The organism is Aquirufa antheringensis (assembly GCF_004307425.1).
Lineage (GTDB): Bacteria > Bacteroidota > Bacteroidia > Cytophagales > Spirosomataceae > Aquirufa > Aquirufa antheringensis.
Window position 1 is genome coordinate 320928 of sequence record NZ_SEWZ01000002.1, and the last position, 21918, is coordinate 342845.

The following is a 21918-nucleotide window of genomic DNA, read 5'->3' on the forward strand; positions in this document are numbered from 1 at the left end:
TATTATTTGATAATTCTAATTTCAATGCGTCGATTCTGTGCCATTCCCGCCTTCGTTTTATTCGATGCGATAGGCTTGTCTTCTCCGTAGGCATTTACCTTTAATCGAGAAGGGGCAATTCCGCTTTTTACTAGGAATTTCGCCGCTCCTTGCGCTCTAAAGCGAGATGCCTTTAAGTTATTTTTCGAGGTACCAAAAGCATCCGAGTGACCATCAATGCGCACATTAATTTCCGGACGAGCCGTCAAGGCTGAAGCTACCACTTTTAATTTTTCTTGCGATTCCGCCGTCAACTCCCACTGGTTATTCAAGTATAAAATGGTCGTTTCCGCCATCGCCTCTTGATCTGCTTTCAACTGAGCCGCAGCCTTCACTTCTGCCTCCGCTTTCGCGATGGCCTCCGCTTTTGCTTTCGCTTCTGCTTCTGCTTTTGCCAAAGCCTCTGCCTTTTCTTTCGCGTCAGCTGCCGCTTTTTTAGCTGCCGTCTCGCGTGCAATTCGATCTTGCTCTGCTGCCTCCGCCGCCGCTTTCGCCGCTGCTTCTTCCGCTGCTTTCGCTGCCGCAATGGCTGCCTCTTCCTCTGCCTTCTTCTTCGCCGCTTTCCAACCGAAATGGTAGACAAGTCCGAAAGAAGTACTGTTATTCGATCCACGTACAGAAGCTACTTTTACTCCCGCATCTGTCGCTTGCGCCATCGGGATGGCTAAATTCGATTGAACGATAATGGAGAAATCTCTCGATAATTTTAGATCTAATCCTACACCACCTAAAGCACTTACTTCATACGCATTTCCCGGAAAACCGTAGTCGCGGCGTGCGAAAGCTTCTGCGCCTATTTGGAAAAAGGGATTGAATACGGAGGTTTTTTTACGCGGAATTAGAAAATAACGCATGTTTGCTCCAGTGGTGATGAATTTGTTGTTCCAGCTCCCGGGACTGAAGAAATCACCTTTAAACCCGGCCAAAGACGTATAAACCACATCCATGTTCGCCGATTTGCGCTTCGAGAATTGCAATCCTAAGTTCGTGAAAGCATTAAATTCATCCTTTCCCGTCCCCCGGTTATTGGTCCACAAATCGGTGGGACCGCCAATGATGACTAGTGATTTATCGTTTTCTTGTGCTACGATGGTACCACTCAGGAACAAGAGAAATAGTAAGATTTTCTTCATAATTATTTTTTACAATGCTGCGCAATCGCTGCAGCTGCGTCTGGGTAGCCCTTTGCTTGCGATCGGTTAAAACTAGCACAGGCGTCTGCTTTCTTGCCAGTGGACAGCTGAGACATACCCGCAAAGTACGCCGATTTTCCGGTATTGTTTCCGGGGTGTTGTTCGGATTTGGCAAAATAGAACAAACTTTCTGAGAATTTGCGACCCGCATAATAGCAGATACCTACGTTTTCTAGATGGGAGAAGTTGCCCGGATCCAGTTGTGAAAGTTCCTTATAGATGGTAGCCGCTTGCACGTATTTCCCTTTTACAAATAGGGCATTCCCTTTTGCTGTTAAGCCTCGTAAATCGCGGTTGCCTCCGCGCAACATGTTCTTGGTCGGATTCAGAATCGCGGTGTCCGCTGGGAATTTCTTCAGCGTAGTTTCTAGTTGCGCCAGTAAGTTTTTGTCTGCCCCTTGCTTCACTTCGAACATGCCTAGCAAGTATTGATTCCACGTTAAGGCGTTGTCGTTGTGTACGTCCAAAGAAACCTGCAACGCCCGCTTGATCTCATTCGTATCCTTGAGTTTAGCCGACGTAAAAATCATATTCTTGTAATAACTAGACGCGCGCGGCCAAGCATCAAAGGCACGTTTGGCATAGAAATGAGCCGAATCCATTTTGTTCAACGAGGCATAAATGGAAGTACGCAAAAAGTCGTTATAGTGCAAGAAAGGGTTGTCGTTTTCACTCTCCTTCAATACGCGCAACGCGTCATCAAAACGTTTGTCCCGGATGTAGTAGCGAGATAACATGGCTTTCATCGGTAAAGTGGACGAAGACAAGTTCGGAATATCTGGAAGCTTTTCCACCTCAATGGTCGCCATTTTAGGGTCCGCGTTTACTTCGCCCATCACGAATTTTTGGATCTTCAAGGACTCAAACGTTTCGTTCGCGATGTAGATCGCTGGGATTAAAAGAGCGGCTCCCGCGATGAGGTAAATGAAGGGAAGCGCGCGTAGGTTTTGGGAGGTTTTGTCCAAAGGAATCAACACCAACGCCGCCGCCAGCGACAGCATCGTTTGCATCGCTGTGCGTTCTGCCGGGAAGTTTAAAAGCGCATCGATGCCGTAGCAGGTAACGGCTAAAAAGGCGATGATGACCATGAGTTCGTCACCCCGTTTTTGGGCTAAAAAATGAACCGTATAATAGAGCAAAAGCAGGAACAATCCAGCAAAACAAAGTCCGCCCACCAGACCTAAATCCGCAAACATTTCAATGAAATCATTGTGCGCGTGATATGGCACAAATAACTCGTTCGCCCTGTCGCGCTCGTACGGAATCGAGGCTAATTTCCAGTTACCATAACCGGCACCTAGGATGGGATTGTGAAGTGCATAATCTGCAGCTGTTCCCCATAAGTGAATACGGGAATTCTGTTCGCTAGCGATATTGATGTCTCCGATACGCTTCGTTACGGTTCCATAACCGCCCGCATTTTCTTGCCCAGCCACCGCGAGTTTCAAGCGCATGTTCGACGCGAAAATCGCTAAGACCGCCGGCAATAAAACGAAAAGAAGCGCTGGTTTTAAAGCCGCTCTTTTCTTCCAAATAAGTCCACTGAAAAACAAGAAAAAGATCAACGCAAAGCCCACATAAGTGGAACGCGTGTTCAATAAAAACAGACCAAAAATCCCTAAAAATAGGGCAATGATTCCGGCGATTTTGCCCAGCCATTTGGCAGACATAATGATATACATCGCAAACGGAATCAATATCAACAGCGTCGCCGCCGTCACGTTCTTATTCCCGTGGTATTTATTCAAACCAAGGATGGCTGCGTCTAAATCCATCGTGCGCAAATTCGCGCTGAAACCCTTGATCACATAGATGGCATCGAAGAACAAAAAGGCCGTAATCGCATAGGCAATCCCCGTAAACAGAAACGCGCGATCTTGATTATAATAGAGAATCGAGAGATTCAAAAAGACGAAATAGGTGGTAATCAATCGGGCCAAAGTCACCAGCGTCTCCGTGGGATTAATCGCATACACATACGACCCAATCGCCCAAAAAACCAACAGCGAAAACACCCACGTAAACTTGTATAAAAGCACCTGTTTTATCGCCTCTTCGTAGACTTTAAACCGTACACCGATGAAGGCCAAAATTCCTAAACTCAAGCTGCTCGAATACAACCACTGCGCACCCATCACATCGGATCCACCCATGTCTGGGATGAAATAGACGGCCAGGTAGAGGACGCTGGCTATGATGGCGATGAAAGAGGATAGGGTGGGTTTCATGGGGTAAATTTAAGAAATTATTAAAGTGCCTTAAAACGGAAAATCATTTTCATGCCAAATGTACTATCAGACATAGCATAATTTGATGGCCCATGCATAAGCCAAGTATTATTCCCCCAGTTATTGTTCATAATTCTGAACTGTGTCGCATTATAGGGTATAGCTTCACTTGAACTATGAAACCCACTTACGATTAAATCGCCAAAAGAACTCGCAATTCTATTCTTCATCGCGTTATATCCACTAGCACCAGTATAAGCGATTAGACCAGGAGATGTAAAATCAAACTGCAAACCACCAGGCAATGTAAATAAATAATCGCCACTACCCGCAGTACCAACGCTTGTAAACAAAATATTGTATTCTACTTCATATTCCTTCCCCCCTACGTTTCTGTACCGGACATAATCTATACTGGTAGTTCCTTTTGTAGGGGCAGTAGTTATCGCACCTAATGTAATTGGCACTCCTGTCGACCACCCCTCAGGATCCATTCTAGTCCAAATTGTCCCTTTAAAATAATAATATCCAGGAGTTACAGCATCTCCACCTGTACCCGCTGATGCCGTATTGTAAACGATTAGTCCGGTTATGGGTGACGCTATTGGGGTAACAGTTCCACTCTTTGCAGTTAAAGCCACACGGGGTGGTAACAACCCCTTACTTGTAGACGTAATATCAAGTATGGAGGAGGCATCAGGCGAAGAGGTACCTATTCCCACTTTTCCTGTTGTATTGGAAGTATTCGTACCAGAAAGTGTCCAAGGATTTATGATCGCTGATGATCCGATTTGTGTAATGTTAGCAGTTCCGGAGATAACAAGCTGTGTACCTCTAGTAGTACCTATTGTTCTTAACTTAACAGTTTGATTTGTTGCTGGAGTATAGATGAAATTAATAACAGGATTGGAACCGTATCCTGCAGTAGATGTAGTGGAAGATGTTATGGTTTGCGTTCCGTCCACTAATAAAGCATTTGTGGTAGCATCTACAAAACCGTATTCAATATAATTTGCATCAGCTGAGGGTGTATTTGCTCTTACCTGAGCCTGGAATAAATATGTTTTATTTGCCGACAAGGAAAAAACACCTGTTGAAGTATTGTAAGGAATAGTGCCGCCATTATTTGAAGTAAAAATTAAATCTTTGTTAACTCCCACAGCCGTTTGGTAAATAGTACTTACAGAGACGTAATCCACGCTTTGGCCTGTAACGGGTAAATTACCCGCAACTTGTTTCATATACACTCTCGTATAATCATTACTGTAAATAGCACCACTTGATGCAGTCACTAATACATTATAAGATCTACCCGCTATGAGGTTTGTTTCTACTTTACCATTATATTCTGCATGCACATTATTACTATAACTAGTTTGCATATCTGAACCAATCACAGCATTACTATTTGAACCATCTCTCACTTGAAAATTAAGCGTAACGACACAGTTACCACAAGTCGCGCTCGTGGAAAAATCAAATGCATATTTGCCGGAAGTTGTCACTGAAAAAGTAGCCCCGGTCGTATTAATTGTGGCTGCATTCCCCAGACCATCATATATTTTTACCATATCAGATGCCGTCACCCCATTCCCAGCCGAAGTCGCCGTCGCAATCGTTGCCCAGTTTGCCCCATTCCAATAATAATAACCTGCTTGCAATCCTACAGAACCTAGATTATACACCAAAAGTCCCTCCGCCGGAGAGGCAATTGTTGAAGCATCTGTGGTACTAGTTAAGGTGACACGCGGTGGCAAAAAGCCTTTGTTGGTTGAACTTACATCCAATTTTGCCGAAGCATGAGGCGTAGTGGTGCCTATGCCGGTTTGGGCAAAAAGACCGGTTGAAATAAATAGGAAAAGGAAAATTATTCGTATCATTTAAGCTTCAATTCTATGGCTTTTAGACGGTTTTCAAAGTCCGCTTGTTTTGCCTGAACTTCTTTATTTAATTTTTCATTTTCAAGTTTTAGGCTATCCATTTGTTTGCTTAGTTCTTGAATAGCGCCTACGCTTAAGGCGGTGATTTGGTCAAAATCGATCGCTCTAAAATCGCTTATTTTCTTTCCATAGATGAATACATTGTCTGTTGCTTCAGTCCATCCTTTAATAGTGAAAGTATGTGAATCAGTAATGGATTCAACAGTCAAAATGATTTCTTTATTGCCCTGAGCAAAAAACTTGACTTGATCACCTTTGGCAAAATCATGAGGCTTTTCTGTAGAAATTTTCAATGCATCCTGCTCAACCGAAACAGATTTTGCTAAAGCAAATACAGACGGGATATAGTCGGTGGACTGATTCACAAATCGCGGATTAACCTGCTCTACCTCTTGCGCAATAAATCCTGTTTTGGTTTTACTTCCATTCGCTAATTGATCGATGTAGGCATAATTGACGACTTGAAGTTTATTCAATTCGCTTAAGGAATTTCCCGTATTCAATTTCAAAATATCCTTTTTAATTCTAACATCTGAAATGGCATTGAACTCAGGGCAACGGATTCTTTGATCAGCCATGATAGAATAATAGACATTTGTATTGGCCGTATAAGCCCCTTGCGCTTGATTTTGGTTTAAATAGCCATAAACACTGACATATTGTGAAACGGAGGTGGCCACATGCAAAGGGGCAGACGGTGAGGTGGTACCAATTCCTACATTACCAGCATGGTAGGCATTCCCATCTGATCGAAAATAATGATATAGTACCGAACTGTATTCTCCACATCCTCCGGGTGATGCACAAGAGTTTCCATAAATGGCAAAACGTTCTGAGGAGTCATCATTCAAATGAAGTTGCAATTCATTTATATTTGAAGATGTTTGCGTTTTTCTTAAACGATAGGGATCTGTATCGTCACCACCGTCAAGATTCCGAAATTTAATTTCATTGAGACTCATAGCACTTCGCACATCTAATCGATCTACAGGGGTATTAGTCCCTAAGCCAACACTGTTGTTCAAAAGGGTGTAACCAGTCCCACTAGGGTTTAAAATAATATTTTGATTAGTTCCACCTGCCGAGAAAGTAAGAGCCCCTGAGCCCGTAATGGAACCGGTCGTGGTTCCTGTTCCTCCATTCGCAACAGCGACCGTTCCAGTCACATTAGCCGCATTATCAGAGGGTATTGTCAAACGAATCCAAGCAGTTCCACTCCAATAATAGAAACCAGGGCTTACCTCTCCATTCGAAGTGGTATTATACACTAATAATCCTGCAGCAGAAGCTAGCGCAGTAGAGCCAGATAATCCTGTTACGGGGGCAAATACACTCGTTGAAGTTAGTGCCACTCGTGGTGGTAAAAAACCTTTATTTGAAGAGGTAACATCTAGTTTTGCTGATGCATTAGGCGTGGTAGTGCCAATACCTGTCTGAGCAAAAACACTCCCTGAGATCAAGAAGAGAAATAAAATCTTTTTCATATTACAAATTTAACGAACCCAATACCAAATGATGCCGGGGTTTGCAGACGTAGCCGTCCCACCAACTGCAGCCTCTGCAATCCAAGGTGAAGGCGAATAAGCATTTCTTTTAGAAATTAAAGTCCCCCACCAGTTTACCGTCCCATCGTCAGTTGTTATGAGACCATCTCCTCCTCCAGCAGTGCTACTATACCATGGCATTCGTTGTGCAATACCTTGTTCAGGTTCATATGTCCAACTTCCAAATTTTGTATTTAACACTACATCCGTTTGAGTATTGCTCGTACTGACAAAACTATAATTCCCATTTGCTGTCCATATTCCTCCAAAACTTTTTCTAGTGGAAGCGTCAATCATGTACTGAAACCCACTAGGGCTTCTTTTAATGTAATCAGCCCAGGCTAAAATTGAATAATTTTGGGTTATTTTACTAAGAACGTCATCAGGAGAGGTAAAGGGGATGGTGGAATTATAATTTATAGCATTTGCATACGTCCAACCGACATAAGACGAGTTTTTCATAATTAAAGTCCAGCCTCCGCCATCGGTCGTCATATCGGCATATATTTTAATGGGACTACCACCATTAATATTGGCATTTTTGATCCAATATAAGCCATCAGGCGAGTTAGGATAATCCTGCTTGATTTGATAAGCGCTTGAAGAAGCAGTGTTTGGACTCAACCCGTCTTTCTCTGCATAAAAACGGGTTTTGCTCGTATTAAAATTATTAGTAATCTCTTGTATTGTTAATTCTCTATTGTATATCTTAAAACTGGCCACCTGTAGATTCATCAACCAATTCAAGTCATTTTTCCAACAGGCAATTCTTCCGATACCTGAATTAAAATTTGAATTAATTGTGCTAAATACACCTGCAAGCTGCTCGAGGGCTTGGCTCTCTCCATTTACATATATTTTATTATTTGTTTTTGATCCCGCATTCATAACAAAAACGAGATGCCTCCAATTCCCCTGAATTCCTAAATAATCGACTTTAGCACTTGAAAATCCAAACTGATCTCCACTAGCCGTATTGAAACCAATATTTCCGTTAACAGTCCAAGCGTCATACAAACCAAAACCAAAATACATGGCTCCGCCAGGGGCTTTCAAAGAATTTGTTTTCACCCACATTTCAACAGTCACAACGTTAGTGACACCAATATTAGCCGTAAAATCAGCATAACTAGAAGTTCCATTGAAAGCAATCGAGCCACCATTAGCTGAATTAAATGTCGTATTTGTCAATGTTACATGAGATTCATTTCCAGACAAATCGCTCCAAGTCGTTCCTGATCCGCTGTAGCTTGCAGGATTTCCGGCATCCAGATGCAATACTAAGCTGGAATTTGATAAACACGTAATGGATACGCTTCCATCTCCAGTGGTATTAGGGGTTCCAAAGGAATTATGGCCAGAGGTTGTTTTCGTAGATCCGCCACCGCCGCCGCCATTAGCGCCACCACCGCCTGCACCACCGCCGCCACCAAAGAACCCTCCACCGCCACCACCTGCTCCTTGCCAAATGGTACCCGGTCCTCCAGCACCCCCATTAATATTATTTCCATCTAAGCCGTGTTGAGCTGGTGCATTATCAAATGCATAGCCGCCTACTCCTGCAGCTGTCGTGGACGCTCCATAGCCAAATTGATTCCGTCCAGAGACGGGCCAACCTGTACCCCCAAGTCCATTTGCAGCAGTACCCGAAACAGCATTTAACGCAGCTCCTCCCGTGTATCCTGTTGTTCCTCCGGTTCCAGATCCGCCTCCGCCTCCACCGGCGACGATCAATGCGTTGGAATTAGAAGGCGTACTAGAAGAAAACACCCCCGATAACCCACCGCCTGCCCCACCATACCCGCTTGCAGCATCTGCATTACCTCCATTACCCGCAAATCCATATTTTGCGATATGCGATTGCCCTGGTGCGCCGCCAACGACAATGTAGAGAATTTGACCTGGTGTAACGTTGAGTGTTGAAGTGATATTGGCTCCTGCTCCTCCGGCCATTCCACCGGCACCTGTACCCCCTTTGGCCCCTATTGCATTCACCTGAATACTGGTGACCCGATTTGGTACTACAAATTGTTGGATTTCCCCTTTGTACGGAAATATATAGGTATTAGGGATCACCGGCTTACGTAGGGCCAGGTTTTTCACCATCAATTGCGCGGGCAAAGTGAAAGAAATGAGTACTAGAAAGGACGCGAAAATCTTTTTCATTAGTTCATGGTATCGCCAAAAACATAGCCAGACGTAGATGTGCTCATCACTAAACCTATGGCACTATTGATGGAACGACTCGTTAAGCCATTCGCAGAATTTAGGGTAAAACCAGAACCGGCTAATGTAATTGTACCTGACCCTGTTTGGATAAATTGGCATGAAAAACCGACGGGTAAGGTATTAGGAATTGTGACCGTAACGGCCGTAGAAGAGCTGATCAAAAACAATTTATTATTGTCCGCCGCAGTGACTGAAAAACTGGCCCCTTTACTCGCATCGATTACTAATCCACCTGTTAATTGTATCCAAGCTGTTCCGTTCCAATAATAATAGCCAGGGACGACATTGCTAGGGGCAGTTCCTGCGGTAGCTGTGTTGTAGATTAACAAGCCGGCTACAGGAGATGCAATTGTGGAAGCATCAGCAGCCCCAGTTAAAGCGATGCGAGGGGGTAAAAAGCCTTTGTTTGTTGCATAGACCTCTAACTTTGCGGAAGCTGCGGGCGCGGTGGTGCCTATGCCGGTTTGGGCAAGTGCACCAAGAGAAACAAATAAAAACAAAACTATTTTTTTCATACTTACTTATAATCCGTACAAAACTTTATTTGCATTGAAATTTTTAGCTACCTCAGACGCAATAAGTGCTTTTTTATATAATCGAACTATACCTATGTGACCATTAAAATATTGAGGATATTCCCCCCCATTGTACGATCCTAAGTACAAATTCGTAGTAGCATTCAAAATACCTGAAATTGTAATTGTTTTTGATTGCTTTAATTCTCCATTAAAATAGGTATATAAATTGTTATTGGCTTTATCCCACACATATACCATTTGTACCCAATTATTTAATGTGAGCAAAAAAGAATCACTTAAAAAGCCGGTAGATCCGTTGCTGAAATTGGCTATAATTGAACCATTATACACACGCAAAGCGTAGGATATAGTTGCCGTTAATCCACCATTATTATATTTCCCTAGTACCGTTTGAGAACTAGTAGTAAATTGAGTTGGCTTAATCCAGGTTTCAATTGTCCAATTTCCTGTCCCAGGTTCCAATAAAGCATTGTCTGGAATACTAACTTGTGATGAGGATCCATTATAGGTAAATGAGGGAGTAGAATAGGTCAAATTACTTGCTGTCCCATTCAATCCATTTCCCGCTAAATCAATCAAGGTTGTCCCTGATCCACTATAGCTTTCCGTCATAGCTGGATTAAAGTGTAAAACTAAATTATCTGATATAAAATCATTTTTTTTAACCACTAATCCCATTCTCAGTGTAATGTGATTGTTCCAATCAGTGGGTGATATCCTTACGGCTTTCGCAAAAATGGGAGTTGAAAATAAAGTAAGAAGATCATTTGTGGAATTTGTATGTAAAGCTTTATTTGTCCAGACACTTGTCCATGGAGCAGCACCCGTCATACTGGTTTCGATAGTAGCCTGTTTTACCCATTGGTTTCCATTATATGCCCTTCCTTGTGTCACTATTCCCTTTAGTAAAGCGGGAGAATCATAACTTAAAGTAATAAATTGACTTGTATTATTTGCTTGGGCGGCCCAGCCTAAAGTGGAATTCAACCAAGGGTTATAATGACCAGCGGCAAATGCGTCAGAAGCTCCTGTACCACCTGTAGATGAGTTCCATGCGCTTGAAACAGTCCAATAAATAGGATTCGAATTTGTGGAAGGACTATGAATCACATAATCAAATTCACTTTTCCTTGTCTCATATTCCTGTAAAATATCGCTATCAGTTAAGGGCAATTGATGTATTTTAAATTGCGCTAAATTAAATCCTCCATACCCACTTGAACCCATATTAGTAGGCTCTGTTGCAGCAATAGCATAGTGCTGGGCTGTAGTAGGAATTTCACGATCGATCACATGAGTACCTTGTAAGATTCCATTTAGATAGGCTTTAGATGTAGTACCATCATAAACTAGTGCTAAATGATACCATTGATTTAAAGCGACGCTCGAAGAGGAAATAGCTGTACTAGTTGACCAAACTCTAAATTTAAAGACGCCATTGACAATTTCTATATTACTTGCATGCCAGCCTGATCCAGGAGTTTGCGAATTTAATTCACTTACAATAACCCCATTCAATTGAGTAGGAAATACCCACATGCTCATCGTAAAGCTTTTTTGAACCGAAGAGTTGACTGATTTAAAGTAAGGTCTAATATTAGGAGTTACCACATATTGATCCGTTCCGTTTAATGCAATATACCCCAAGCTATTTATGAAAGAGGGGCTATTAACTAATGTCCCGTTTCCCGATGTCTTACTTGCGATATTAGTAACCGATGTGGCATCACGCGTATAGCTACTCGCATTTGAAAAGTTATAATCTAGTACTAAACTATTTTTAGGCAAAACAGATTGCTGCACAGGTAGCGCCATTTGTGCCCAAGCATTTAAGGAGAATACTAATAAAAAGAATACTAGCTTTTTCATCTTAATTACTCATTTCGCCTGAAACGATGATGTTATTACTTCCCAAATGAATAATACTTATAACGGAATATTGACTAGCTGATTTGGTAAAACTCCCTCTATTAAAGTAGGTTCCGGAAAAGGTTAGTTGACCGGCACCCATTTGGACTACTGTACAATTAAACCCAGTGGGCAATCCCGTGGGAATGGTTATCGTAATAGCAGTGGCACTGGTGGATTGTAAAATTTTACCATTATCAGCAGCGCTTATATTGTATGCCGATGATATGGTTCCCACATTCGCTGCAAATCCAGAAATCGTAGAGCTGCTTGTATTCCCTCCCGTCAATGTTCCTGTTGTTGAGACATTGCCAGTCGTAAAGGCAATGTCATTGCCCGATCGTGTCCAATTACTATTTACGCGAGTCCAAGAAACGGTGGTTGTAGTACTTGTATTAACATAAAAGCCGGCTAAATCATCCGTTTGATAAACCATCAGTCCATTTGCCGCAGAAGAAAGAGTGATTGCCTCACGTTGAGCTTTCGTCATGCGAGGAATCAGTAATCCTTTATCTGTTGCTGCAATTTCCAGTTTCGCGGCAGCATTAGGCGTGGTGGTGCCTATGCCCGTTTGGGCTTTTATAGAAAAGCTTAGGAACACAAAAATAAGACGCGCATATATTCTAAAGCCCATATTTATGTTTCGTTGCGTTATAGTTTTGAAGTACTTCGTCAGCTGCAATCACTCGATTATAGATAAATACAGAACCCAAATTTCCTATTAGTCCACCTGCCCCTACCCTTCCATCGCCTAACCAAAAGTATGACTGCGTATAATTAGTGCGACTATTAGCTCTAAGAGCACCGTCTGTAGTTCCATTAATATACATTTGCATATATCCGCCACCTATAGTAAAGCCAACTTGATACCATGTGTTTGTTGAAATAGCAGTAGCACCAAATAAATTATATTGGGTTGCCGTGTATAAATTTTGGTAATAAATTCCGCCATTAGGGTAAATGGCGTAATGAAAATCACTATATCCACCATTGCCTGCAAAATCAGTGAACCATTTACTCATAAATATATTCCAACCGTTCGTCAGAGAGGTGGGTCTTATCCAAGCAAAAACACTGATATCACCAGTGGGGAAATTTGTGGGAGTCTTACCAAAATCAATATAATCTCCATTGCCATCTAATGAAAAAGCTCCCCCAGCCGTATTGCTAAAAACCATATTGCCGCCTATTGTACCCGTAGCATTTCGTTTTAAATCAGACACAGAGGTCCCATTTTTAGGATACGAATAAAAATTTCCCGGATCAACATTAAAAACGAGACCATTGGGAACAACTTCTTCTCCTGATAACTCCTCCATATCCTGGTACCAGGTTGAACTAGATGATTCCGATGGTTTTTTCCAAAAAAGTTGCATGACTTCTCCTCCTGCACCCTCTTGCATCCTAGCTCGGAACAGATATTTTTTCCCGGCTATTAAAGAAATTGTACCTGTGTGAGTACCTATTGCACTATAACCGTGTGCGCCATAGTGATTAACTACATTTTGGTCATTTATAAATAAATCTACTGCATCATCCCCTTCAATCGTAAACGTGTAGGTCCCAGTCTGCTTTGGAATAAAATAACCAGACACTACGATAGTAAAACCATCACCAGTAAAACCACTATAGGGAGTTTGATTATTTATAGCATTTTTTAAATCAGTCTGACTTAAAAAATTAATAAGATTTGCACTATAACTAGAAGATGAATTTAAACCTCCTGCATTACTAGATAAGGGTACATAACCAGCAAGTTTAAAATTTGCCGGAGTGGTAAAGTTAGCTTCAAATTCGGCGGCAGATGCGGGAAAAGTAGATGATGATGTGCTATATAACCTGTAAAACAAATACTTATTCCCTTTTCCACGATTCGATTCAAAAGTAGGATAATAGGTTGACATTATTTGGCCAATTGCGCTGATCGAAAACAATAAAAGAAATACTATCTTTTTCATTAATTGCTCATTTCGCCAGACACGATATAAACGCCCCCAACATAAAGTATTGTGGCGATAGCATATTGGCCGGCTGTTTTTGAAAAGCCATTTCGATTGTTAAACGTACCAGAAAAGGTAACTTGGCTAGTACTTTGTTGCAAAACCATACAGTTAAACCCTTCTGGAATACCGGATGCAGGGAGCGTAAGAGTTATCCCTGCGCTACATTTTAGAATCATTCCATTATCAATAACTGAAATAGACCTACTAACGGATTCCGAGCTGGTATTAGAGACAAATCCACTTAATTTAGAGCTTACCGTATTGCCTCCTGTTAAACTTCCTGTAACCGATGTGGATCCATTTTTATCTATCCTTACTCTTTCTACACCTGCGGTTTTGATAACAATATTGTTATCCATATCTGCCTGATTAGAAAACCCGGAAATATCAATAGAAGATTGAGTATTTGCATTTGTACCCCCTCCTGCGGATAACCTTAAGAAACCATCATCTCCACCATCTCTTTGGGTTGTTCCAGATTCACTTCCAACTCCTCTTATTTCATAGTTCCCTATCGTAGAAGTATTGATCGCTGGCCTAGTGGAACTATTACTAAACCCACCATGAATACGAATACCCCCACCCATGAGGTTCAGTTTAGCCGTCGGGTTAGTAGTGCCTATCCCCACATTTCCACCTATCGGATTTAAGGCTAAATTATAGGTAGTTCCATAGGCCGATTTTGACCTCGCTTGCAACCAAGAAAAAGTAGATGTTGAGCTAAGGCCAAAGTCTAACACATGCGTCCCAACACTAGGGCCTATTCTTAAATTTCCATTCGCATTTAACCCTGTCGATGCTGGATCCGCCGTAGTTGTGACTACTTCGAATTTATTCACAGGCGTAGTCGTCCCTATACCCGTTTGGGCAAAGGAATAAAACGATACCAATAAAAGGAAAACTACTTTTTTCACCCTATTTCTTTTTAGATGGCGCTGCTGCAGGAGCAGGAGCCGCTACCATACTGTCCAAACGAGCTGTGCGCGCCATGTCTTTTTGTAAACTATCGATCGAAGCGATGATGAATTTCACTTGCGAGTGGGGCAAGTTGCTTTGGTCCGCAATCGCCTTAATGGAATTCAAATTATTCCAGTGGTAATTCACGGTAGGTTCCGCGATGCGCATCGAGATGAATTTATCAGCGGCGAAAGAGAATAGGGCCAAAGTTCCGGCGAGTAGAAAGATGTTTTTCATGTTGTTGTTTGTATAATTTTTTAGAATAGAGCTCTCATGACATACCAACTTGTACCATCTGAAATTAACTTCATCCAATTGTTAGATGGCTCTATACCAAGTAAAGCTAATGTAGCGGCAGTTGTAGTACTATCCGATATAATATTAGATCCCCCTGCCGAAATAGTTACACTAACACTAGCGACATTCTTAATGGTATATTCTCTTCCATTACCTGCAGCTGAAGCTGTGGGTAATGTGATTGTTTGAGATGCGGTTGAACCTGTAAAAATGATATAGGTTACATTACTTGTAGTATATGTTGTATTTGAACTTGTAGTTGTTACCGTTCCACCTGCATTACTCCATGTGGCATTTCCGGTTGCATCAGAAGTTAAGACTTTACCTGCAGCTGCTCCTGTTGTAATCTTCACCGTGTTACTAAATGTTGCTGCACCAGTTGCTGTTACTGCTGCTAGTGTTGTAGCACCCGATACACTTAATGTATTTCCCAAGGTTGTCGCCCCAGTAACTCCCAATGTTCCACCTACTGTTCCACTATTTGTGACGCTTAAGCTAGTTAAGGTAGAGGTTCCTGCTGTTAATGTAGAAGATAAAGTTGTAGCTCCCGTTACTCCTAGTGTTCCTCCCACTGTCGCATTACCCGTAACAGCCGCACTCGCCAGTGTAGAAGCTCCCGCGTTTAAAGTCGAAGAAAACGTTCCTGCTGCAGCACTTAAGTTACCCGATAAGCTTAAAGATGTTCCTGTGGCTGATCCGATAACTGGAGTGACCAAAGTAGGTGTATTAGCAAATACTAATGCCCCTGTTCCTGTTTCATCCGTCATAGCAGTAGCTAAATTTGCACTAGATGGAGTAGCTAAATACGTCGCCACATCCGTACCTAATCCGCTTACACCCGTTGAAATAGGTAAGCCCGTTCCATTGGTTAAAGTGACAGAGGTAGGAGTTCCTAAATTAGGAGTTACTAACGTAGGACTCGTATTCAAAACTAAGTTACCACTACCTGTCGATGCCGTAACGCCTGTTCCACCATAAGCAACACCAATAGTTGATCCATTCCAAGTTCCAGAGGTAATCGTTGCAACGCCTGTCAAGCTAGAACCTGTGACGGTAGACTTTAATATGGTTCCACTTAGGGTTCCAGCGTCTGCCGCAATTGTAATATCAGCTGACCCATCAAAAGCAATTCCGTTAATTGCGCGCGAAGTGGCTAATTTCGTTGCTGTACTCGCATTACCCGTTAAAGCCCCGGTGAATCCAGTTGCACTAATCGTTCCGCTTGTCACCACACTCGTTACACTAGAATTACCTAGTTGAATGGTATTGTTTGATGTTACAATTGCTCCATTACCAATGGCCGTAGCATTCGTAACAGATCCTGATGAGTTTGATTGATATCCTAAAAATGTATTATTAGAACCTGTATTTGCATAACCTGAACTATGGCCCAAAGCTGTATTATTATTTCCAGTATTGTTTGTCCATAATGAATTATGTCCTAGTCCCACATTATTACTACCTCTAGTGCTGTACATAGCTGAATAACCCATTCCTAAGTTCTCACTTCCACTTTCTAAATAATTTAACGTGTATTGACCTACTGCTACGTTATTGGACCCTGTCGTTAAACTTCCTAGTACGTTTCCTTGGCCCAAAATAACATTAGTCCCTTTTGTATTAACAACCATTTCATTAATTGAAGCGGCCTTTATATTGCCCGCTACTTCAAGTTTGGAACTAGGTGCAGCTGTTACTCCAATTCCCACATTTCCTCCATTGGGATTTAATAATAATGAATAGTTAAAGCCTAAATTTAATTTGTCAGCTACCTGTATCCAGCCATTTAATGACCCAATACCCATATCCATCACATCATTACTCGAACCTCCTAAACGAATTGCTCCTCCAGATTGTGTTGTACCGGTTGTTGCAGGTAAAGTTCTTGCTCCAGAATTAATAACAAATTTATTTCCACCGGCGCCTGATGTGGCATTAACAAAAACACTAGTTCCATCGTCATAAAGATTGCTATTCCCTAGATTAGTTGTTGATCCGTCAAATTTTGACAAATAATTAACTGTTCCAGAACCTCTTATTCCCGAAGCTGGAGTAGTCCAAGTATAAGTACCACCAGCAACCGAGGTTAAAACCTGATTCGCAGATCCCACCGGAATCATAGCTGTTGTACCTGCTGCAGTTTGGTAAGGAATAGAGCCTGCAACACCTCCTGCAAGATTTGTTGCTGTAGTTGCTGTTCCAGATAATGTACCGGTAAAATTGGTCGCAGCTAAACTAGTCAATCCTGTCACACTTGTAACTGTTCCTCCCAAACTCATAGTAGTCGAACCTAACATTATAGAGCTATTCGCTAATTGACCATTTGTAATTCCGGCCGATGAAGTCAAGTTCGCCGTAGTTAATCCCGTTACGGAGATGGTTCCAGAGGAAAGTGAAATACCAGAACCAGCCGTTAAACCATCTTGAATTCCTAAGCCGGCGATATCTGCTCTGGTGATATTTAATTTCGCGAAATCGATTGCTGCGCCTGAGGCTACATCCGCATTTGCGATGGTTGATTTTGTTGCCAAAGATCCTAATCCTAAATTCGTTCTAGCCCCGGCTGCGGTGGTGGCGCCGGTACCTCCTTTGGCAATCGCAACCTCCGTTCCACTCCAAACACCGCTCGCGATTGTCCCAACTGAAGTCAAGCTCGAGGTCACCACATTGCTCGCAAGAGTTGTCCCTGATAAGGTGCCCGCCTCCGCAATTATCGACGCCGTTCCAGCCGCGGTTAAACGACCTTTACTATCGACCGTAAACGTAGGGATGGCTGTCGTCGAACCATAGGATCCTGCCGTAACCGCCGTATTCGTTAAAGTGGCTGAACCCGTTACATTACTTGTTCCATTAAATGCGCCTGTTGTAAAGTCTACGTCTCCAGAGACAGAAATCGTTCTACCTGTCGTTAATGCGGTGGCCGTTCCCGATAAGGTTCCCGTTATAACATTCGCGCTAAAGTTTCCATTGGCATCACGCGCCACGATGGCAGAGGCCGTATTCGCATCTGTCGCCGTTGTTGCGCTATTGCTCAAATTCGTGATACCAGAACCGTTTCCTACAAATGCATTTGCCGTGATCGTTCCGGAAACGGTTGCGTTAGAGGCAGTTAATCCGGCGCTTAAGGCCAAAGAAGTTCCAGACGCCGCCCCTAATACCGGAGTTAAAAGCGTAGGGCTGTTTGACAAAACAACACTTCCCGTACCCGTCGATGAGGTCACTCCCGTTCCACCATAAGCAACACCGATGGTAGATCCATTCCACGTTCCAGAAGTGATCGTAGCAACACCTGTTAAACTAGAGGTGAGCACATTGCTCGCAAGCGTAGTCCCTGATAAAGTACCCGCCTCCGCTATAATCGACGCCGTTCCAGCAGCGGTTAAGCGGCCTTTACTATCGACCGTAAACGTAGGGATGGCCGTCGTCGAACCATAAGATCCTGCCGTAACCGCCGTATTCGTCAAAGTAGCGGATCCGGTGACATTCGTTGTACCATCAAAAATACCTGAAGTATAGGTTACATCACCAGTAGTCGAAATCGTTCTGCCTGTCGTTAATGCGGCAGCCGTTCCCGACAAGGTACCCGTAAGAGTTGTCGCAGCCAAACTAGTTAATCCCGTCACCGAAGTCACCGTTCCGCCCAAAGTCATGGTCGTCGAACCTAAGATTGTCGTACTGTTCGCTAATTGTCCATTTGTAATGGCTGCATTAGAAGCCAAATTAGAAGTGGTTAATCCCGTGGCAGAGATTGTTCCAGATACAATCGAAATGCCCGATCCTGCGGTTAAGGGTGCTTGTACATTTGTCCCTATTACCAAGCCTAAATTTGCTCTGGCGTCTGCGGCTGTTGTGGCGCCGGTACCTCCTTTGGCAATCGCAATCGCCGTTCCACTCCAAACACCACTCGTAACCGTTCCTACTGAAGTCAAGCTCGAGGTCACCACATTGCTCGCAAGTGTTGTCCCCGTTAACGTTCCCGCATCAGCCGTCACCGTGATGTCAGCTGAACCATCAAACGCTACACCGTTGATGTTTTTCGTCGCGGCAAGTTTTGTGGCGGTACTTGCGTTACCCGTTAAGGTTCCCGTGAAACTTGTGGAAGTAACAGAACTTAAGCCGGTCACCGAAGTAACCGTTCCGCCCAATGTCATGGTTGTCGAACCTAAAATCGTCGTACTGTTCGCTAATTGCCCTACAGTTATGCCTGCCGTTGAGCTTAAATTCGCAGTAGTTAATCCTGTTGCCGAAATAGTTCCGGAAGCAATTGAAATTCCGGAGCCAGCCGTTAATGGTGCTTGTACATTTGTTCCTATCACTAAGCCTAAATTTGCTCTGGCATCTGCAGCGGTTGTGGCGCCGGTACCTCCTTTGGCAATATCAATTGTGGACGCACTCCAAGTTCCGGAAGTGATTGTACCTACTGTAGCTAAATTGGTTAATGATGTCAAAGTTGTGTTCGATGTCGCAGTAATGTTACCCGCTGTCGTGGCAGTAGTCGCATTGCCTAGAAAATTAGGGGCTGTCACATCTTGCGTAAACCTGGCATTTCCTTGCACATCGAACTGAAAAGTGGTAGGTGCATAATTCGCGCCTAAAGCTAATCTGCCATTATCATCCATCATTAACCGACCACAACATCCGCCCTGTAATAAAGAAATTCCAGTCGAACCTACCCCTGCTCCAAACTCCCAAATCGCTGTTCCGTTATTTAATACAATCGATGGAACAGTCATTTGATTGCTAAAGGTCTTAGCTCCCGCTATCGTTTGTGCCGTCGTTAAATCCACAAAGTTTTTCGTCGTAGATCCTGTTCCTCCATTCGCGATAGCTATCGCCGTTCCACTCCAAATACCGCTCGTAATCGTTCCCAAGCTCGTTAAGCTCGAGTTTACCACACTGCTCGCAAGTGTAGTTCCCGTTAATGTATTCGCATCTGCTGCAATCGTAATATCAGCTGAACCATCAAAACTCACCCCGTTAATGGCGCGTGAAGTAGCTAATTTTGTTGCAGTGCTGGCGTTTCCAGTTAAAGCTCCGGTGAAACTTGTAGATGACAAGGACTCTAAGCCCGTCACTGAAGTTACGGTACCGCCCAAAGCCATCGTGGTCGCTCCTAAAATCGTTGTACTATTTGCTAATTGTCCATTCGTAATACCTGCGTTCGCCGCGATATCAGCGCTTACGATGGTAGCATCCGTGATTTTAGCCGAAGTAATAGTCCCATCGCTAACGCCGGCTGAAGCCACGCGGGTGTCTACGTAGTCTTTGATTAATTTGACAGATGGATATTTATCTGTCGAATTCGCGTCTACTGATAAGTCTGTACTTTTATTTGCAATTGCCTCTGCGCCTAGGTTTGTTAAGGCGCCGGTTGCGGTAGTGGCGCCGGTACCTCCTTTGGACAGATCAATCGTAGTCGCACTCCAGATTCCAGACGTAATCGTTCCCACCGATGTCAAACTTGAGTTCAATACGTTGCTCGCTAATGAGGTCCCAGTTAATGTATTCGCGTCCGCCGTCACCGTAATATCAGCAGAACCATCGAAGGCCACACCATTAATGTTTTTTGTAGCCGCTAGTTTTGTGGCTGCATCTGCCAAAGTCGCGGTCGTCGCATTACCCGTCAAAGCTCCTGTGAAGCCAGTAGCCGTAACAGAACTCAGCCCGCTTAACGAAGTGGCCGTTCCACCCAAAGCAATGTTCGTCGTTCCCAAGGTCAGCGAGCTATTCGCTAATTGTGCGTTTGTGATAGCTGCATTCGATGCGATGTCTGCACTGACGATGGTTGCATCTGCGATTTTAGCAGAGGTAATCGACCCGTCGCTCACCCCAGCTGCGGCTACGCGTGTATCCACGTAGTCTTTAATTAATTTCACGGAAGGGTATTTCTGAGTCGAATTTGCGTCAGCACTAAGATCTGTACTTTTATTCGCTACTGCTTCCGCGCCTAGATTCGTTAAGGCACCAGAAGGCGTCGTTGCACCTGTTCCGCCGTTTGAGACAGCAAGCATTCCTGTTATATTCGCTGCATTCCCGGTGATATTTCCCGTTACTTTCGATCCGGAAACGGAGGTGATTTTTGCATCAGTAACCGCCCCGTCTATGATTTTCGCGGTCGTTACAGCGCCGATAGCAATGGCCGGCGCATCTGCCGTTCCTGTTAAATCGCCCGTTAATTTGACTAAACCTTTTGTGGTTGCATCCGCATCTGGCGGGGTTACACCTACTGGAATCGTGATGTTTGTGGTACCGTCAAAAGGAATTCCGTTGATGGTGCGCGGGGTTTCTAGTGCCGTGGCTTTGGCCGCTAAATTAGCGCGATTTGCCTGTTGCGACTGCAGCGCCATGGCGGAGTTTCTGTTATCGATGTATTCCTTAATCGCCTTCACAGACGGGTATTTTACGGACGAGGCGGAGTCCGCGATGATGTTCGTTGATTTGTTTGCGACAGATTCTTTGACGTCTAAGATGGCCAAAGTCGCCGTAGACACCGGCTTGTCGATATCCGCCGTATTGTCCACATTGCCTAAGCCTAAATTTGTTCGCGCAGCGATGGCATTCGTCGCACCCGTACCTCCCGAAGCGATCGGTAAAACCCCCGCTAATTTCACCGCTGTCTCTGCTAGCAAGGTGTAAGGCGTGTAATTTAATTTCTGATTACTTACCTCGGTATAGCGACCCCCTTGGTCAAAACTCACGTTTGTGATGATGTTTTTTGTGACGCCATCCCAGCTCAAAGACGTAAACGTACCCGCTTTGCCGGTATTGACACCACCGCCAATAATCAGGTTTACCAGACCGTATTCGTCTGTTTTGGTCTTATGAAGTTCCTCGTATTGCAAGGTCGTGCCGGCATAGATTCCAAAACGGATCCAGACCTCCTTGCTCACGTAAGGTTGCGCTGACACATCGGAACCCGGAATTTGAATCGGGTTCGGATCGATGATGACGGCTTGATAGGAGATTCCTTTGGTCTGTGAAAAACCGACAAAAGAAATCAAGATGAATGCGATGAGTGTACTTATTTTCTTCATAAAAAAT

Annotated in this window: 12 protein-coding genes; all 12 read right to left on the bottom strand. The window is 43.6% G+C overall.

What is annotated here, in order from left to right; genetic code table 11:
- Positions 1–2 precede the first annotated feature (2 nt).
- The 12 genes from EWU21_RS04335 to EWU21_RS04395 are packed head-to-tail and all read right to left on the bottom strand — an operon-like array spanning position 3 to position 21911.
- Entirely contained in the window at positions 3–1172 is a 1170-nt protein-coding gene (locus tag EWU21_RS04335; RefSeq protein ID WP_130895585.1) for an OmpA family protein, read from the bottom strand.
- A gap of 2 nt (positions 1173–1174) precedes the next feature.
- Entirely contained in the window at positions 1175–3460 is a 2286-nt protein-coding gene (locus EWU21_RS04340; protein WP_130895586.1) for an O-antigen ligase family protein, read from the bottom strand.
- A gap of 20 nt (positions 3461–3480) precedes the next feature.
- Complete coding sequence (locus EWU21_RS04345) at positions 3481–5340, bottom strand: hypothetical protein (protein ID WP_130895587.1); 1860 nt, start codon at positions 5338–5340, stop codon at positions 3481–3483.
- On the bottom strand, positions 5337–6884 hold the full coding sequence (locus tag EWU21_RS04350) for a tail fiber domain-containing protein (protein ID WP_130895588.1): 1548 nt from the start codon (positions 6882–6884) through the stop codon (positions 5337–5339). Before EWU21_RS04350 ends, EWU21_RS04345 begins: the two co-directional genes overlap by 4 nt.
- 9 nt (positions 6885–6893) lie before the next feature.
- On the bottom strand, positions 6894–9110 hold the full coding sequence (locus tag EWU21_RS11305) for a fibrinogen-like YCDxxxxGGGW domain-containing protein (RefSeq protein ID WP_201738095.1): 2217 nt from the start codon (positions 9108–9110) through the stop codon (positions 6894–6896).
- Positions 9110–9688, bottom strand: coding sequence for a hypothetical protein (locus EWU21_RS04365; RefSeq protein WP_130895591.1), 579 nt, complete (start codon positions 9686–9688; stop codon positions 9110–9112). Before EWU21_RS04365 ends, EWU21_RS11305 begins: the two co-directional genes overlap by 1 nt.
- A gap of 6 nt (positions 9689–9694) precedes the next feature.
- Complete coding sequence (locus tag EWU21_RS04370) at positions 9695–11581, bottom strand: LamG-like jellyroll fold domain-containing protein (protein ID WP_130895592.1); 1887 nt, start codon at positions 11579–11581, stop codon at positions 9695–9697.
- Between the two features lies 1 nt (position 11582).
- On the bottom strand, positions 11583–12254 hold the full coding sequence (locus tag EWU21_RS04375) for a hypothetical protein (protein ID WP_130895593.1): 672 nt from the start codon (positions 12252–12254) through the stop codon (positions 11583–11585).
- Positions 12244–13578: a PA14 domain-containing protein gene (locus EWU21_RS04380; RefSeq protein WP_130895594.1), complete on the bottom strand. Its 1335-nt coding sequence runs from the start codon at positions 13576–13578 to the stop codon at positions 12244–12246. Before EWU21_RS04380 ends, EWU21_RS04375 begins: the two co-directional genes overlap by 11 nt.
- Positions 13578–14537, bottom strand: a complete 960-nt coding sequence (locus EWU21_RS04385) for a hypothetical protein (protein ID WP_130895595.1) — start codon at positions 14535–14537, stop codon at positions 13578–13580. Before EWU21_RS04385 ends, EWU21_RS04380 begins: the two co-directional genes overlap by 1 nt.
- Before the next feature lies 1 nt (position 14538).
- Positions 14539–14817, bottom strand: coding sequence for a hypothetical protein (locus EWU21_RS04390; protein ID WP_130895596.1), 279 nt, complete (start codon positions 14815–14817; stop codon positions 14539–14541).
- A gap of 20 nt (positions 14818–14837) precedes the next feature.
- Positions 14838–21911, bottom strand: a complete 7074-nt coding sequence (locus EWU21_RS04395; protein ID WP_130895597.1) for a hypothetical protein — start codon at positions 21909–21911, stop codon at positions 14838–14840.
- Positions 21912–21918: the final 7 nt, after the last annotated feature.

Excerpts from the sequence above, each read along its gene's own strand:
- EWU21_RS04340 (WP_130895586.1), bottom strand. The coding sequence starts at position 3,460 with ATGAAACCCACCCTATCCTCTTTCATCGCCATCATAGCCAGCGTCCTC.
- EWU21_RS04390 (WP_130895596.1), bottom strand. The coding sequence starts at position 14,817 with ATGAAAAACATCTTTCTACTCGCCGGAACTTTGGCCCTATTCTCTTTC.
- EWU21_RS11305 (WP_201738095.1), bottom strand. The coding sequence starts at position 9,110 with ATGAAAAAGATTTTCGCGTCCTTTCTAGTACTCATTTCTTTCACTTTG.
- EWU21_RS04365 (WP_130895591.1), bottom strand. The coding sequence starts at position 9,688 with ATGAAAAAAATAGTTTTGTTTTTATTTGTTTCTCTTGGTGCACTTGCC.
- EWU21_RS04380 (WP_130895594.1), bottom strand. The coding sequence starts at position 13,578 with ATGAAAAAGATAGTATTTCTTTTATTGTTTTCGATCAGCGCAATTGGC.
- EWU21_RS04335 (WP_130895585.1), bottom strand. The coding sequence starts at position 1,172 with ATGAAGAAAATCTTACTATTTCTCTTGTTCCTGAGTGGTACCATCGTA.
- EWU21_RS04395 (WP_130895597.1), bottom strand. The coding sequence starts at position 21,911 with ATGAAGAAAATAAGTACACTCATCGCATTCATCTTGATTTCTTTTGTC.
- EWU21_RS04375 (WP_130895593.1), bottom strand. The coding sequence starts at position 12,254 with ATGGGCTTTAGAATATATGCGCGTCTTATTTTTGTGTTCCTAAGCTTT.
- EWU21_RS04345 (WP_130895587.1), bottom strand. The coding sequence starts at position 5,340 with ATGATACGAATAATTTTCCTTTTCCTATTTATTTCAACCGGTCTTTTT.
- EWU21_RS04350 (WP_130895588.1), bottom strand. The coding sequence starts at position 6,884 with ATGAAAAAGATTTTATTTCTCTTCTTGATCTCAGGGAGTGTTTTTGCT.
- EWU21_RS04370 (WP_130895592.1), bottom strand. The coding sequence starts at position 11,581 with ATGAAAAAGCTAGTATTCTTTTTATTAGTATTCTCCTTAAATGCTTGG.